The 15,550-nt window shown below is 54.6% G+C and carries 19 protein-coding genes; 14 read left to right on the top strand and 5 right to left on the bottom strand.

All coding sequences use genetic code 11. The features are described from left to right. Window positions 1-247: 247 nt before the first annotated feature. The 7 genes from A1830_RS16555 to ruvX all read left to right on the top strand — a co-directional run bounded on the left by A1830_RS16555 (window position 248) and on the right by ruvX (window position 5,937). Window positions 248-1,645 (top strand): sugar porter family MFS transporter, encoded by a 1,398-nt coding sequence (locus A1830_RS16555; protein ID WP_067708843.1) that lies wholly within the window; start codon window positions 248-250, stop codon window positions 1,643-1,645. A 67-nt stretch (window positions 1,646-1,712) separates the two neighbouring features. Continuing rightward, window positions 1,713-2,240, top strand: a complete 528-nt coding sequence (locus A1830_RS16550; RefSeq protein ID WP_067708840.1) for a SprT family zinc-dependent metalloprotease — start codon at window positions 1,713-1,715, stop codon at window positions 2,238-2,240. 103 nt (window positions 2,241-2,343) lie between these two features. Continuing rightward, window positions 2,344-3,057, top strand: coding sequence for a deoxyribonuclease I (gene endA / locus A1830_RS16545; RefSeq protein WP_067708831.1), 714 nt, complete (start codon window positions 2,344-2,346; stop codon window positions 3,055-3,057). Between the two features lie 70 nt (window positions 3,058-3,127). After that, on the top strand, window positions 3,128-3,859 hold the full coding sequence (gene rsmE, locus A1830_RS16540) for a 16S rRNA (uracil(1498)-N(3))-methyltransferase (protein ID WP_067708828.1): 732 nt from the start codon (window positions 3,128-3,130) through the stop codon (window positions 3,857-3,859). A gap of 52 nt (window positions 3,860-3,911) precedes the next feature. Next, window positions 3,912-4,856, top strand: coding sequence for a glutathione synthase (gene gshB, locus A1830_RS16535; RefSeq protein ID WP_067708825.1), 945 nt, complete (start codon window positions 3,912-3,914; stop codon window positions 4,854-4,856). A 95-nt stretch (window positions 4,857-4,951) separates the two neighbouring features. Then, entirely contained in the window at window positions 4,952-5,515 is a 564-nt protein-coding gene (locus tag A1830_RS16530) for a YqgE/AlgH family protein (protein WP_067708815.1), read from the top strand. Further along, complete coding sequence (gene ruvX, locus A1830_RS16525; protein WP_197473351.1) at window positions 5,515-5,937, top strand: Holliday junction resolvase RuvX; 423 nt, start codon at window positions 5,515-5,517, stop codon at window positions 5,935-5,937. The genes A1830_RS16530 and ruvX overlap by 1 nt, the downstream gene beginning before the upstream one ends. A 382-nt stretch (window positions 5,938-6,319) precedes the next feature. On the opposite strand, the gene A1830_RS21665 is transcribed toward ruvX, so the two are convergent. Continuing rightward, window positions 6,320-6,487, bottom strand: a complete 168-nt coding sequence (locus tag A1830_RS21665; protein WP_073981040.1) for a YhfL family protein — start codon at window positions 6,485-6,487, stop codon at window positions 6,320-6,322. A gap of 307 nt (window positions 6,488-6,794) precedes the next feature. After that, window positions 6,795-7,790, bottom strand: a complete 996-nt coding sequence (locus tag A1830_RS16520; protein WP_067708806.1) for a type IV pilus twitching motility protein PilT — start codon at window positions 7,788-7,790, stop codon at window positions 6,795-6,797. A gap of 15 nt (window positions 7,791-7,805) precedes the next feature. Here A1830_RS16520 and A1830_RS16515 point away from each other — a divergent pair, with 15 nt between their 5' ends. Genes A1830_RS16515 through hemW form a run of 4 tightly spaced genes read left to right on the top strand, consistent with a single transcriptional unit; the run spans window position 7,806 to window position 10,829 of the window. Beyond that, on the top strand, window positions 7,806-8,513 hold the full coding sequence (locus A1830_RS16515; protein ID WP_067709026.1) for a YggS family pyridoxal phosphate-dependent enzyme: 708 nt from the start codon (window positions 7,806-7,808) through the stop codon (window positions 8,511-8,513). Between the two features lie 8 nt (window positions 8,514-8,521). Then, a complete protein-coding gene (locus tag A1830_RS16510; protein WP_067708803.1) occupies window positions 8,522-9,073 on the top strand; it encodes a YggT family protein in 552 nt (183 codons plus the stop codon). 30 nt (window positions 9,074-9,103) lie between these two features. Further along, window positions 9,104-9,697, top strand: coding sequence for an XTP/dITP diphosphatase (locus A1830_RS16505; protein ID WP_067708801.1), 594 nt, complete (start codon window positions 9,104-9,106; stop codon window positions 9,695-9,697). Further along, on the top strand, window positions 9,690-10,829 hold the full coding sequence (gene hemW / locus A1830_RS16500) for a radical SAM family heme chaperone HemW (protein WP_067708799.1): 1,140 nt from the start codon (window positions 9,690-9,692) through the stop codon (window positions 10,827-10,829). The genes A1830_RS16505 and hemW overlap by 8 nt, the downstream gene beginning before the upstream one ends. Window positions 10,830-11,007: 178 nt before the next feature. Here hemW and A1830_RS16495 read toward each other — a convergent pair whose 3' ends face one another. From A1830_RS16495 to trmB, 3 genes are all read right to left on the bottom strand, one after another. Then, a complete protein-coding gene (locus A1830_RS16495) occupies window positions 11,008-11,721 on the bottom strand; it encodes a YggN family protein (protein WP_067708797.1) in 714 nt (237 codons plus the stop codon). A gap of 92 nt (window positions 11,722-11,813) precedes the next feature. Then, window positions 11,814-12,140, bottom strand: coding sequence for a YggL family protein (locus A1830_RS16490; protein ID WP_067708794.1), 327 nt, complete (start codon window positions 12,138-12,140; stop codon window positions 11,814-11,816). Continuing rightward, a complete protein-coding gene (gene trmB / locus A1830_RS16485) occupies window positions 12,140-12,859 on the bottom strand; it encodes a tRNA (guanosine(46)-N7)-methyltransferase TrmB (protein WP_067708791.1) in 720 nt (239 codons plus the stop codon). Before trmB ends, A1830_RS16490 begins: the two co-directional genes overlap by 1 nt. Before the next feature lie 150 nt (window positions 12,860-13,009). Here trmB and mutY point away from each other — a divergent pair, with 150 nt between their 5' ends. The 3 genes from mutY to mltC are packed head-to-tail and all read left to right on the top strand — an operon-like array spanning window position 13,010 to window position 15,501. Further along, window positions 13,010-14,098, top strand: a complete 1,089-nt coding sequence (mutY, locus tag A1830_RS16480) for an A/G-specific adenine glycosylase (RefSeq protein ID WP_067709024.1) — start codon at window positions 13,010-13,012, stop codon at window positions 14,096-14,098. Then, entirely contained in the window at window positions 14,098-14,370 is a 273-nt protein-coding gene (locus A1830_RS16475; RefSeq protein ID WP_067708788.1) for an oxidative damage protection protein, read from the top strand. The genes mutY and A1830_RS16475 overlap by 1 nt, the downstream gene beginning before the upstream one ends. Window positions 14,371-14,421: 51 nt before the next feature. Beyond that, window positions 14,422-15,501, top strand: coding sequence for a membrane-bound lytic murein transglycosylase MltC (gene mltC / locus A1830_RS16470; protein WP_067708785.1), 1,080 nt, complete (start codon window positions 14,422-14,424; stop codon window positions 15,499-15,501). Window positions 15,502-15,550 lie beyond the last annotated feature (49 nt).

Here is a 15,550-nt window from a genome sequence, read left to right as displayed (position 1 = left end):
CTGACAAATGCTACTGTAATGCGTTATTTTCAGCGCTGTCTGATAGAGGACCATCAGGGAATTAAGTGAAAATATTTAGTGCTATGACTAACTGGTTATAAAGCGTAAGCGCGCATGAACAGGCTACTTTTAACAGAGATCCAGTGTGTAACCGATTACACCATTGTGATCTGTAGCACAGTCTTGCGCACAAAGGTTTTCTAACATTTATAACAACAATATGCGGTACCACTTACATGGAGGCTTTATGCCTGATAATAAAAAACACAGCAGGACCTCAAATAAGGTCATGACCTTATTTGTGTGTTTCCTGGCGGCGCTTGCCGGCCTGCTTTTTGGTCTGGATATCGGCGTTATTGCCGGTGCCTTACCCTTTATTGCGAAAGACTTTAACGTCACTGCCCACCAGCAGGAATGGATTGTCAGTTCAATGATGTTCGGTGCTGCCGTCGGTGCTGTCGGTAGCGGCTGGATGTCTTCACGCCTCGGTCGTAAGAAAAGCCTGATGATTGGCGCAGTGCTTTTCGTTATCGGCTCGCTCTGGTCGGCAATGTCCCCTAACCCGGAGATGCTGATTGTGGCTCGCGTTCTGCTGGGCCTTGCCGTCGGTGTAGCCTCTTACACCGCGCCGCTTTATCTCTCTGAAATTGCGCCAGAGAAGATTCGCGGCAGTATGATCTCTCTCTACCAGCTGATGATTACCATCGGTATTCTGGGTGCCTACCTTTCCGATACCGCCTTTAGCTTCACCGGCGAATGGCGCTGGATGCTGGGTGTGATAACCATCCCCGCTGCGCTGTTACTGGTTGGCGTTTGCTTCCTGCCGAACAGCCCACGCTGGCTGGCGGCGCGTGGCAACTTCCGTGATGCTCAGCGCGTACTTGATCGCCTGCGTGATACCAGCGAGCAGGCTAAGCGTGAGCTGGACGAAATTCGCGAAAGCCTGAAAATCAAACAGTCCGGCTGGAGCCTGTTCAAAGATAACGGTAATTTCCGCCGTGCGGTCTATCTCGGTGTTCTGCTGCAGGTTATGCAGCAGTTCACCGGTATGAACGTTATCATGTACTACGCACCGAAAATTTTTGAAATTGCAGGCTTTACCAATACCACTCAGCAGATGTGGGGCACGGTAATTGTCGGCCTGGTTAACGTGCTGGCAACCTTTATTGCCATCGGTCTGGTTGACCGCTGGGGCCGTAAGCCAACGCTGAAGCTGGGCTTCACGGTGATGGCAGCGGGCATGGGTGTTCTGGGGACGATGCTGCATCTTGGCATTCATTCCTCAGGCGCACAGTACTTTGCCATTGCCATGCTGATGATGTTTATCGTTGGTTTTGCCATGAGCGCGGGTCCGCTGATTTGGGTACTCTGTTCAGAAATCCAGCCGCTGAAAGGCCGCGATTTCGGTATCACCGTGTCTACCGCCACCAACTGGATTGCTAACATGATCGTGGGTGCAACCTTCCTGACTATGCTGAACTCCCTGGGTAACGCGAATACCTTCTGGGTTTACGCCGGTCTGAATGTGGTATTCATCATCCTGACAATTATCCTTATCCCGGAAACGAAAAACGTTTCGCTTGAGCACATTGAACGCAACCTGTTGAGCGGCAAAAAGCTGCGCGACATCGGTCAGCGTGACTAAGTCTTTCTGGCCGGGGAAACCCGGCCATTAATTGATCTCCCCGCTTTCCCATCGTATTCTCTGCCCTATGAAAACCCTCAGACTTCCCGTTGCCCTTCAGCAGGCGGTAATGCGATCGCTGCGCGAAAAATTACTGCAGGCCAACCAGCACCTTGAACGCAGCTATCCGGAACCGAAAGTGGTTTATCAACAACGCGGCACAGCTGCCGGGACGGCCTGGCTACAAAGCTGGGAAATCCGGCTCAATCCCGTGCTGCTGATGGAAAACCAGCAGGCGTTCGTCGACGAGGTGGTACCCCATGAGCTTGCCCATCTGCTGGTCTGGAAGTATTTCGGCCGCGTGGCACCGCACGGGAAGGAGTGGAAGTGGATGATGGAAACCGTGCTGGGTATTCCCGCCCGACGTACGCATCAGTTTGAGGTGGAAACCGTACGCAGCCGCTCTTTTCCCTATCGCTGCGGCTGCCAGCAGCACCAGCTTACCGTCCGACGTCATAATCGCGTGCTGCGGGGCCAGAGTGAGTACCGCTGCGTGCGCTGCGGCGATCGCCTGCTTCCCGGCGATTTCCAGCAATCTGAAAATTCCAGTAAATGATGAATAAACAGACAAAAACCCACTAAATTATCGCCGTCAGTTTCCGAATATTCGGGGCATCTGTTACTCTCGCCGCCTTGATTTATTACTGACGTTCTGGAATATGCTTCGCAAAATTATCAGTGTTCTTTCCTGCTGTTTACTCCTTCCGGTTTTCTTCGCTCACGGGCGTGGGCCGGAGAACTATCACCAGAATAGCTTTAGCCAGGCCAAAACCTGGGCCGCCAGGATTAATGCCGATGCGCCCGGCAGCTTCTACTGTGGCTGTAAAATTCAGTGGCAGGGAAAAAAAGGCGTACCCGATCTGGCATCCTGCGGCTATCAGGTGCGTAAAAATGCAAATCGCGCCCATCGTATAGAGTGGGAGCATGTGGTGCCCGCCTGGACCTTCGGCCATCAGCGGCAGTGCTGGCAGCAGGGCGGGAGAAAACAGTGCGCAAAAGATGCGGGCTACCGACAGATAGAGACGGACCTGCATAATCTGCAGCCAGCGATTGGTGAAGTGAACGGCGATCGCGGTAATTTTATGTACAGTCAGTGGAACGGCAGCGAGCGCCAGTATGGCCAGTGTGAAATGAAAATCGACTTCAAAAACAAGCAGGCCGAGCCGCCAGCCCGCGCACGGGGCGCAATCGCCCGCACCTGGTTTTATATGCGCGATCGCTATAAATTAGCCATGTCCTCGCAGCAGACCCAGCTGATGACGGTGTGGGACAAGCAGTATCCGGTTACGGCCTGGGAGTGTGAGCGCGACAACCGCATCGCCCGCGTGCAGGGAAACCACAATCCTTATGTACAGCAGGCTTGCCAGCGGTAAAATCACTGACCTAAACTAGAGCTCTTTTGGCCGCACCCCATGCGGCCAGTAACCATTAAGCAGGACTTCCATGCGCATACCCCGCATCTTTCATCCCGAAGCGATAACGCCGGGCAGCGAAGTGGCTCTCAGCGACGAGGCCGCTAACCATGTTGGCCGGGTGTTAAGAATGACGGTCGGCCAGACCCTTGAACTCTTTGATGGCAATAATCTGACTTTTCAGGCAGAAATCGTGCACGCCGATAAAAAAAGCGTACGGGTTCGCGCTGGCGAAAGTCGTGAAGATAGCCGTGAATCCCCGCTCTACCTGCATCTTGGGCAGGTTATGTCACGCGGCGAGAAGATGGAGTTTACCATTCAGAAAGCCGTCGAGCTGGGGGTAAATACCATTACCCCCTTGTTTTCTGAACGCTGTGGCGTAAAGCTGGATGCGGAAAGGCTGGCGAAGAAAATTCAGCAGTGGCAGAAAATTGTCATTGCGGCCTGCGAGCAGTGCGGCAGAAATAGTGTGCCAGAGGTCCGGGAAGCGATGACGCTTGCGGCCTGGTGCGCCGAGCAGGACGACGGCCTGAAGCTTAACCTTCATCCACGCGCCAGCCAGAGTATTAATACGCTGCCGCTGCCCGTTGAGCGCATCCGCCTGCTGATTGGCCCCGAAGGCGGCCTTTCCTCCGACGAAATAAGTATGACCTCAGGCTATGGATTTACCGATATTCTTTTAGGTCCGCGCGTATTACGTACGGAAACGACAGCCTTAACCGCAATTACCGCCTTACAGGTTCGCTTTGGCGATTTGGGGTAGGTACTCACCTGCGTTCCACATGCAAATATGGCCGCTCACTGGAGAAGCAAAAATGATTAAGCTTGGCATTGTGATGGACCCGATTACCTCCATCAATATTAAGAAAGACACCAGCTTCGCCATGTTGCTGGAAGCACAGCGCCGTGGTTATGAGATTCATTACATGGAGATGAGCGATCTTTACCTGCGCGGCGGAGAAGCCCGTGCGCATACGCGCCTGCTGAGCGTGGAGCAGAATGCTGAAAGCTGGTTTGAGTTTGGCAGCGAACAGGATATCCCGCTGGCCGATCTGAATGTGGTGCTGATGCGTAAGGATCCGCCATTTGATACCGAATTCATCTACGCCACTTACATCCTTGAGCGCGCAGAGGAAAAAGGCACGCTGATTGTTAATAAGCCACAGAGCCTGCGTGATTGTAATGAAAAGCTGTTTACCGCCTGGTTTGCGGAACTGACGCCGGATACGTTGGTCACACGTAATGCACAGCAGATCCGTGAATTCTGGCAGACGCATGGCGATATCATCCTTAAGCCGCTGGACGGAATGGGAGGTGCCTCGATTTTTCGTATTAAGCAGGAAGACCCCAACCTGTCGGTGATTATCGAAACGCTGACCGAGCACGGCAGCTTTTACTGTATGGCGCAAAATTACCTGCCCGCGATTAAAGAAGGCGACAAGCGCGTGCTGGTAGTGGATGGCGAACCGGTGCCTTACTGTCTTGCGCGCATTCCTAAATCCGGCGAGACGCGCGGTAACCTGGCCGCCGGTGGGCGCGGTGAAGCCCGACCGCTAAGCGACAGTGACTGGGAAATCGCCCGCCGTGTTGCGCCAACGCTCAAAGCTAAAGGGCTGATTTTTGTTGGTCTGGATATCATCGGCGATAAGCTGACCGAGATTAACGTAACCAGCCCAACCTGCGTGCGTGAGATCGAAGCAGCATTCCCTGTTTCAATTACGGGTATGCTGATGGATGCCATTGAGAAGCGCCTGGCATAACTCTTTATACGGGGTCAGCGGGCCCCGTAATTAACCCGTTAACGTCATCTGCGGCCCCGGCTGCGGGTGGTTAACCCGAATACAGAACCCTGATAATGAATTTACAGCATCATTTTTTGATTGCGATGCCGACCCTGCAGGATCCGCTGTTTAAACGCTCGGTGGTATATATCTGCGAGCATAATGACGAAGGGGCAATGGGCCTTATCGTTAACAAGCCGATGGAAAACCTGACGGTAGAGGGTATGCTTAAAAAGCTCAAGATCGTGCCAAACCCGCGCGATCCCGAGGCGAAACTTGATAAGCCGGTATTTGCGGGTGGTCCTCTGGCAGAAGATCGCGGATTTATTCTGCACTCTGCTGAGCACACTTATGCCTCCAGTATTCGCGTGTCAGATAACACTATTATTACCACCTCCCGCGATGTGCTGGAGACGCTGGGCACGCCGGAACGTCCAAAAAACGTGCTGGTCGCTCTGGGCTACTGTGCCTGGGAAAAAGATCAGCTGGAGAGTGAACTGCTGGAAAATGCCTGGCTCACCACCCCGGCAAACAGCAATATCCTGTTCACTACGCCGATCGCCGACCGCTGGCGCGAAGCGGCCAGAAGCATTGGCGTGGACATACATAATATGACCAGCGATGCAGGGCACGCCTGATGACACACATGACACTGCTGGCGTTCGATTTTGGCACTAAAAGTATTGGCGTCGCCATTGGACAGCAGCTGACCGGCACCGCCCGCCCCCTCAACGCGCTGAAGGCTCAGGATGGTATTCCCGACTGGAACAAAATCGAAGCGCTGCTAAAAGAGTGGCAGCCCGATCGCGTCGTCGTCGGCCTGCCGTTGAATATGGATGGCACCGAGCAGCCGCTGACCGTCCGGGCCAGGAAATTTGCTAATCGGCTGCATGGCCGCTTTGGCGTTCAGGTTGATCTGCACGACGAACGTCTTAGCACCGTCGAAGCCAGAGCGGATTTATTTGCTCAGGGCGGCTTCCGCGCATTGAATAAAGGAAGCGTTGACTCACTGTCAGCGGTCATTATCCTTGAAAGCTGGTTTGAACAGGCCTGGTCATAGGTATAATGCTGCCGCACTGACCCAACGTTATTTAGCACTGCTTAGTACGTTGGGGTGAATAATAGTACGTTGGGGTGAATAATGATGCAACAGCACTGCACGCCATGCTGAATAACGGGCGCGGCAGGGATTTTGAAAACCTGAATGCTTAGCAAATTAATTATTATTCTTGTCTATTATTGTTAACTAAGCGCATTGCATTAATCCACTGGGTCACTCAATATTCGCAATCAGTTAGACAATAAAAAATTGAAGCCTGTTACCGTGATGTGGGTAATGAACCGGGGGATGATGTGCAGTATAAGCTGCCTGAATTACGAAGCAATCCCGCGTAAAAGCCGCCCTTACAGGGGCGGCTTTAAAGCGATAAACTGATGCAGGCTTATTTATCTGTTGGACCACACCCGCCAATGATTTTGGAAATTGAAATGGCTGGATGGAGCAGATAATTATAGTCGCAGTTTTTTTCTTTATTATAAACACTACCGCTACAGCCTGATAATGTTGCGATGACAGCAGTAAGAAGAGTGATCTTGATTAATTTATTCATATAATTCCCTTTAACTAAATTAGTTTATTAACACCGCGCAATATCCTGGCGGCAACACAATATAACCCTAAAACAAGTAATGTTACAATTAAAAAAAATTATTTTTGAGACTCTTTTTCACGCCGCACCAGTACGCTTTCAGTGGACCTGCCAGCGATCGATAAATTCGAAAATAAACCGCTAAATAGCGGTGCCAAATAGTGATCCATTCATAGCCATGCAGATAAGCAATCCGTTATCTCATCAGTTGATCAGTTCGTCAGTTCGTCAGTTCGTCAGTTCGTCAGTTCGTCAGTTCGTCAGTTCGTCAGTTCGTCAGGCCCATCCTGCGTCTTTCATGCAGGCTTTGCTCAAAAGTTTGCATGCCGGATTGCATACCCGTCTGCAGCAGCCCCGGCAGCTGGTGCGTTTTCCCCTCGCGGATCATATTCGCTACCGCCGGGGTATTCACCAGCACTTCAAATAGCGCCACCCTGCCCCCGCGACACCCCTCCACCAGCTTCTGGGCGATTACCGCCTTCAGGCTGCCAGCCAGCTGGCTGCGGATCAGGTTTTTTTCCGTACCGGGAAACGCGTCCACCAGCCGCTCAACCGCCTGTGCTGCGCCACGGGTATGGAGCGTCGCCAGCACCAGGTGCCCGGTTTCCGCCGCCGTCAGGGCCAGCTGGATAGTTTCGAGGTCCCGCAGTTCGCCAAGCAGGATAACGTCCGGATCTTCACGCAGTGCCCCCCGTAATCCCTCGCTAAAAGAGGCACAGTGCAGGCCTATTTCCCGCTGCTGGATCAGCGATATCTGGCTGTAATGAAGGAATTCGATCGGATCTTCCAGCGTAATGATATGGCGATCCTGATTTTTGTTGAGCGCATCGACAAACGCGGCCAGCGTGGTCGACTTCCCGCTTCCTGTTGCACCCGTTACCAGCACCAGCCCCTCCTTCTGCTGAAGCAACCCATTGACAACGGGTGGTAGCCGCAGCGCGTCCAGCGCCGGGCAGTCACTCGCAATCACCCTGACAGCCAGTGACAACCCACTTCTCTGCTGGAAAAAATGCGCGCGCAAACGCGTCCCACCCGCGGTGGTCAGTGCAATATCAGCCTGTCCCACGCTTTCCAGCTGCGCCTGCCGGGCGCAGTCCAGCCAGGCGCTCGCCAGCGATTCCAGCGCTGCCGCACCGATCGTTGCGCAACCGCTTATTTTTTCCAGCCGGCCATTTAGACGCCAGAAGGGTTGAAGGCCACTGCAAAGGTGCAGATCCCCCGCGTTATGCTTTACACTAAGGGCCACAATGTCTTCGATATCCATAATTTTTCCCTGACTATGACCTCGATTCAGCACAACTTACACCTTGTCCTTGAGCATATCTCAGCGACTGCTTCGCGCTGCGGGCGCGATCCGAAAGAAATTACGCTGCTTGCAGTCAGTAAAACTAAACCTGCGAGCGCGGTTGAGGAAGCCGCCGCCGCGGGACAGCTCTGTTTTGGTGAAAACTACGTGCAGGAAGGCGTTGATAAGATTCAGGCGATAGAGAATCCGGGGCTGGAGTGGCACTTTATCGGCCCTCTGCAATCCAACAAGAGTCGCCTGGTGGCTGAGCATTTTCACTGGTGCCATACGCTGGATCGTTTGAAAATTGCCGTGCGCCTGAACGAGCAGCGTCCTGACGCTTTACCGCCGCTCAACGTGCTTATCCAAATAAACATCAGCGATGAGAACAGTAAATCTGGCATCATGCTGGAGGCGCTGGAAGCGCTGGCTGATGAGGTGTCCCGGCTGCCGCGCCTGAAACTGCGGGGGCTGATGGCCATTCCGGCCCCGGAAGCGGATTATGCGCGTCAGCTGGCGGTATGTCGGCAGATGGCAGAGGCGCTTGCTGAGCTGAAAAAGAACTATCCCGGCGTCGACACGCTTTCTATGGGAATGAGTGACGATATGGACGCTGCGATTGCAGCAGGCAGTACCATGGTGCGCATTGGCACCGCTATTTTTGGCGCGCGTGATTACAGCGCCACTCACAACAATAACTGAGGAAACCCATGCTGACGTTGACTTTTCTGGTAACAACGGTAATTAACCTGTACGTCAAAGTGTTGTTGCTACGCATCTGGATGCAGTGGGCGAGATGCGATTTCTATAACCCCTTTTCGCAGTTTGTTGTAAAAATCACCCAGCCGGTGATCAAACCGCTGAGGCGCGTTATTCCGTCCATCGGTCCGCTGGATACCGCCTCACTGCTGCTGGCATGGGTGCTGAGCGTGCTGATGTTTACGCTGCTGTTTGCCCTACAGAGCCGGGTCTTTATCTTCGATCCGGTCTTCCTCTACTTTGGCCTGGTGTCCGTCGCTAAGGCCGCGGGAATGCTGGTATTTTGGGTGATTATTATCCGTTCGCTGCTGAGCTGGGTCAGCCAGGGTCGCAATCCGGTTGATTTGGTACTTTTACAGCTCACCGAACCATTAATGGCTCCCATTCGCCGTATTATTCCGGCCATGGGCGGGATCGATTTCTCCGCAATGGCGGTGATCCTGATCCTCTATATGCTGAACTTCCTGGGTATGGATTTCATCCCTGGCTGGTCACAGCTGTAAGTTTTCATCGCAGTAAATGCAGGATTTGTTATGCAAAAAGTTGTACTCGCTACCGGCAATGTCGGAAAAGTTCGTGAACTGGCCGATCTGCTGGCTGAATTTGGGCTGGATATCGTCGCGCAAACCGACCTGGGCGTCACCTCAGCCGAAGAGACCGGCCTGACGTTCATTGAAAACGCGATCCTTAAAGCGCGTCACGCCTCTGCGGTGACCGGTTTACCCGCCATTGCCGATGACTCAGGTCTGGCAGTTGACGCGCTGGGCGGCGCACCGGGGATTTACTCGGCTCGCTATGCCGGAGAGAATGCCTCGGATGCGCAAAACCTGCAAAAGCTGCTGACCGCGCTGGAAAACGTTGCCGACGGCGATCGCCAGGCACAGTTTCACTGCGTGCTGGTTTATCTTCGCCATGCTGAAGATCCGACGCCGCTGGTCTTCCACGGCAGCTGGCAGGGCGAAATTACTCGCCAGCCAGCAGGTGAAGGCGGCTTCGGTTACGATCCGATTTTCTACGTGCCCGCTGCAGGGAAAACCGCTGCGGAGCTGAGCCGGGACGAAAAGCGCGCTGTTTCACACCGTGGGAAAGCCCTGACGCTGCTGCTGGATGCCCTGCGCAATGCGTAAGCTTCCTCCGCTCAGCCTCTATATTCACATCCCCTGGTGCGTGCAGAAGTGCCCCTACTGCGACTTCAATTCGCATGCGCTTAAGGGCGAGGTGCCCCATGAAGAGTACGTGCGGCATCTTCTGGCCGATCTCGATGCCGATCTGCCGCTTACCGCCGGGCGCGAGGTGAGCACCCTCTTTATTGGTGGAGGCACCCCAAGCCTGTTGAGCAGCGAAGCGATGCAGATGTTGCTGGATGGCGTTCGCCAGCGCTTGCCGCTGGCGGCTGACGCAGAGATTACCATGGAGGCCAATCCTGGTACGGTCGAAGCTGAGCGCTTCAGCGGCTACCAGCGCGCCGGTGTTAACCGCATCTCGATTGGGGTACAGAGCTTCAGCCCACAAAAGCTAACGCGTCTGGGCCGCATCCACGACGCAGATGAGGCAAAGCGGGCAGCCAGGCTGGCCGCCGGACTGGGACTACGCAGCTTTAATCTCGATCTGATGCACGGGCTGCCCGATCAGTCGCTGGAGGAGGCCCTGGACGATTTGCGTCAGGCCATTGAGCTTAATCCGCCGCATTTATCGTGGTATCAGTTAACCATTGAGCCTAATACCCTCTTCGCCTCACGCCCGCCGGTACTCCCCGACGATGATGCCCTGTGGGATATTTTCGAGCAGGGCGACAGGCTGCTGACCGCGGCGGGCTATCAGCAATATGAAACCTCCGCCTACGCCAAACCCGGTTACCGCTGTGAGCACAACCTTAACTACTGGCGCTTCGGTGACTATCTGGGTATCGGCTGTGGCGCGCACGGCAAGCTGACCCAGCCCGATGGACGGATTATCCGCACCTGCAAAACGCGTCATCCGCGTGGTTTTATGGCCGGTAACTATATGGACCGCCAGCATGAGGTGGCGGATAGCGAGAAGCCCTTTGAATTCTTTATGAACCGCTTCCGCCTGCTTGAAGCTGCTCCGCGTGAAGAGTTCACCCGCTATACCGGCTTACAGCAGGCTATTATCCGCCCTCAGATTGATGAAGCGCTGGAAAAGGGTTATCTGATTGAAACGGCGCAGGCGTGGCAAATTACCCATAAAGGCAAGCTGTTCCTGAACTCGCTGCTGGAGCTGTTTCTGACGGAAGAGTAATTACAGAGCCTGGGTGGCCAGCAGCATCGCCGCATTCGCGATATCCATCGACAGGTGGACGAAGTCGGCTGCCGTGCCATAGGTAGATGAAGTCGGCTGCCGTGCCATAGGTGGACGAGAACAGGATCTGTGCCACCGGTAGCACAGCCTGGCCTGTCTTGAGTGGGCTACTGCCGGACTATTTCAGTCCGGCGATCAGCGCCTTGCGCTGCCCTTCAAGCGTGGTCACGCGGTTACAGACTTCGTGGCCGAAGTTCTGAAAATCCTGCTGCTGATTGCTCCATTCGGCCTGAATGGACTGCTGAAGGCCGCCAAGGTTGCCCATGATCGCCTGCAGGGGATTATCACTTTTACCCGCCTGCCGGGTGCCCATCTCATTCAGGCTGTCCTGCACTACCCCACCCATCGCGCTCTGTACCAGCTTTTCACCGTCCTCACGAACCTGGGCGATAGCCTTGTGGTGGAAGGTCAGCCCGTCGCTGCGGTGTTCGATAATCCGCGCCATCTGCTGCTTAAGCTGTTTATCCAGCGTGGTCAGACGATTACGCACGTTGCTGTCCTGACCCAGCTTATCGACGATAACCTTATCCAGCGCGACGCGGCCTTTCTCCAGACGCTCGCGGGCGCCCTGATCGACCCAGGGTAAATCGCGACGCAGCGCAGCCTGATAATCAATAGCCTTCTGGCGCGTGTCGGTATCCACCGTAGCGGCCTGGCCGTTGCGCTGCACATCACCCGTTGGGGAAATAAGCAGATTGCCGCTGGCACCCACGACCTGAACATTCTGGGGGGAAATAACGATATCGTCCTGAGGGTTTACGCTGCACTGATAGTCCGCCTGGGCCTGCCCCGCCGCCAGCAGCATCGCACCCATTATTATCGCTTTACGCATCTTGCTCTCTCCTGATACTGATATGGCCACGCCCGCGTGGCCCCAACGAACATCCGTCAACAGATGACCGCCTGTGGTTCAGCTTGCAGAGGTTAGTCCCACCAGACGTCGAAAAGTTCGGTGACCTTAACGTTTTCCAGCTTGCGCTCTTCCAGCCATTTGCGTACCAGCTCGCGGTGCGCTTCGGTACATTTGCCGGTTTGCTGCAGGCAAATTAAGCCCTCCCACTGCAGATAACCACTGCCGTCAAACGCCAGGCCATTAGGATCGATAGCCTCTTCAATCAGTGCATCCACCGTGGAATCAATGGTTTGCTCGGTAGCGCCCTGGGGAAAGGTGAAACCGACAGAGAAACCCAGTTCCTGAAACTCATCAATATGCATCTTTTTACGCAAGCGACGACTGCGATGGGTAGCCATTATTTAATCCTCTCAAACATCAGATCCCAAACACCGTGGCCGAGACGCTGACCACGCTGCTCAAATTTAGTTAACGGACGCGACTCAGGCCGCGGTACAAAGTTATCCGTTGTGGACTGGTTTTTACTTCCCGCAATGCTGTTCATCACCTCCAGCATGTGTTCCGCATAGGCTTCCCAGTCGGTGGCCATATGGAACACGCCGCCCAGCTTCAGCTTACGCATAACCAGCTCTGCGAAGGGGGCCTGGACGATGCGGCGCTTGTTGTGCCGGGCTTTATGCCAGGGATCCGGGAAAAACAGCTGCACCATACGCAGCGCATTATCCGGGATCATCTTTTCCAGCACCTCTACCGCATCGTGGCACATCACGCGAAGATTCTCCACGCCCGCTTCATGTGCGCTGCTCAGGCAGGCACCCACGCCGGGAGAGTGAACCTCAATTCCGAGAAAATTCTGCTGCGGATTAGCTTTAGCCATCTCCACCAGCGAGGAACCCATGCCGAAGCCAATTTCCAGTACCACCGGTGCATCGCGACCAAACAGGCTCACCAGATCGATAGGTTCTGGCTGATATTCCACACCCATAATGGGCCAGAAGTGTTCCAGCGCGTGCTCCTGCCCTTTAGTCAGCCGCCCCTGACGGCGGACGAAGCTGCGGATACGGCGCATTGGCCGACCGTTTTCATCAAACTCCGGTGAAATCACATCATTATTCATCTTTTTGCCTGCTGGTCTGCAATATCTGGAAAACGGGCATTATGCAAAGTTACAGCCTTTAAGCAAGCCCCGGTAACTTCCGGTTTACAGCATAGTTGGTCTGTGCTGGAATCCCAGCCTGAATTCACTTATCCGGGAAAACTGTTAAACATGATGCAAGCGCCGCAGTTCGAGCGAAGGGTACTGGACTGGTATCAGCGCTTTGGACGTAAAACGTTGCCGTGGCAGCTGGAAAAAACGCCCTATAAAGTGTGGCTTTCAGAAGTGATGCTACAGCAGACCCAGGTGGCGACGGTCATCCCGTACTTTCAGCGCTTTATGGCGCGTTTCCCGACAATTACCGACCTGGCCCATGCGCCGCTTGATGAAGTCCTGCATCTGTGGACCGGCCTCGGTTATTATGCGCGAGCCAGAAACCTGCATAAAGCCGCCAATGTGGTGGCAGAAAAGCATGTGGGCGTGTTCCCCGAAACCTTTGAGGAGGTCGCGGCGCTGCCCGGCATTGGGCGCTCCACTGCCGGGGCTATCCTTTCGCTGGCGCTGGGTTTGCATTTCCCGATACTGGACGGCAACGTCAAGCGCGTGCTGGCACGCTGCTATGCCGTTCCGGGCTGGCCGGGTAAAAAAGAGGTGGAGAAACGCCTGTGGCAGATCAGTGAAGAGGTCACGCCAGCGGATGGAGTGAGCCAGTTTAATCAGGCGATGATGGACCTGGGAGCAACGGTCTGTACCCGCTCCCGGCCTAAATGCGAGATCTGCCCGCTGAACCTCAGCTGCGTGGCGTATGCCAACGGCAGCTGGGCAAGCTACCCCGGAAAAAAACCCAGGCAGACGCTGCCGGAAAGAACCGGCTGGATGCTGATGATGCAGCGCGGCAGCGGCGTCTGGCTGGAGCAGCGCCCACCGGTGGGGCTGTGGGGAGGGCTTTTTTGCTTTCCACAATTTACCACGCTACCCGAGCTGGAGCGCTGGCTGAGCGAACGCCGCATTGATGGCAGCGGGCTGCAACAGGGCATCTCCTTCCGCCACACCTTCAGCCATTTTCATCTGGATATCGTACCGGTATGGCTGGAGGTGACATCCACAGGCGCAGCAATGGATGAAGGCGCAGGTCTCTGGTATAACTTAGCGCAGCCGCCGTCCGTCGGGCTGGCCGCCCCGGTGGAACGCCTGCTACAGCAGCTGCGTCAGCCACAACACACAGCGCTGAGCATTCGCGCGACAGAAGAGGAAGAGTAATGAGCAGAACCATTTTTTGTACGTTCCTGCAACGAGACGCCGAGGGACAGGATTTCCAGCTCTATCCGGGCGAGCTGGGTAAGCGCATTTATACTGAGATTTCCAAAGAAGCCTGGGCACAGTGGATGAGCAAACAAACGATGCTTATCAACGAGAAAAAACTCAGCATGATGAACCCGGAAGACCGTAAGCAGCTTGAGCAGGAGATGGTGAAATTCCTGTTTGAGGGGCACGATGTGCATATCGAAGGTTATACCCCGCCAGAAGAATAATCGTTGGGCCTCAAAGATGAGGCCCTCTCAATTTGGGCGTAGCACGACAAAATGAATAAGAAACTGATCGGCCTGCTGGTGATTGCACCGTTGTTGATTTCCTGCTCCAGCAACAAAAAGCCCATTTTTCATGAAGAATGGGTTAAGGACACGAATGGATTCGATATTTTAATGGGCCAGTTTGCCCATAATATTGAGAATATTTGGGGCATTAACGAGGTACTGATCGCCGGTCCAAAGGACTACGTAAAATACAGCGATCAATATTACACGCGCAGCCATATTAACTTTGACGCGGGTTCCATCACCATTGAGACCATCGCCGGAACCGATCCGATGGCCAGCCTGCGTCAGGCAATTATCACCACGCTTTTGATCGGGGAAGATCCGGGTAACGTCGATCTCTACTCGGACGCGAATGACATCCAGCTCGGTAAAGAGCCGCTGCTTTACGGGCAGGTGCTGGACAACGCCGGGCAGGCCATACGCTGGCAGGGACGCGCAGCCAGCTTCGCCGACTACCTGATTCAGAATAAGCTTCAGCGCCGCACTTCCGGCCTGCACGTGATCTGGTCGGTCACCATCCCGATGGTGCCTAACCATCTGGATAAGCGCGCGCATAAATATCTCCCGCTGGTGCGTGAAGCCGCAGCGAAATATGGCGTCGATCAGTCGCTAATCCTGGCGATCATGCAGATTGAATCGAGCTTCAACCCCTACGCCGTGAGCCACGCTGATGCGCTTGGCCTGATGCAGGTAGTACAGCATACCGCCGGGGTGGACGTGTTCCGCATGAAGGGGAAATGGGGCAAGCCTAGCCGCAGCTACCTGCTGGATCCGGAGAACAATATTGATGCCGGTACGGCCTATCTGTCGCTGCTACAGGGAAGCTATCTGGCAGGCATTAACGATCCTGTCTCGCGGCGCTATGCGGTGATTACCGCTTACAATGGTGGCGCAGGAAGCGTGCTGCGGGTATTTTCAAGCGACAAAAATCGGGCGTTTAGCACGATTAACAGCATGTCCCCTTCCCAGGTTTACCAGACGCTGGCGACGAATCACCCCTCTGCCGAGTCCCGCCGCTACCTGTATAAGGTCAGCAACGCGCAGAAGGGTTATCACCGCTATTAACATGCGCGGCGGCGTGGTTTGCACCCGCCGCGTTGTTTCCTGTACCCGC

The sequence above is a fragment of the Erwinia sp. ErVv1 genome (assembly GCF_900068895.1).
In the GTDB taxonomy this organism is placed as follows: Bacteria; Pseudomonadota; Gammaproteobacteria; order Enterobacterales; family Enterobacteriaceae; genus Erwinia.
The sequence above is the reverse complement of the archived record's forward strand: the minus strand, read 5'-3'. Positions and strand labels throughout refer to the sequence as shown.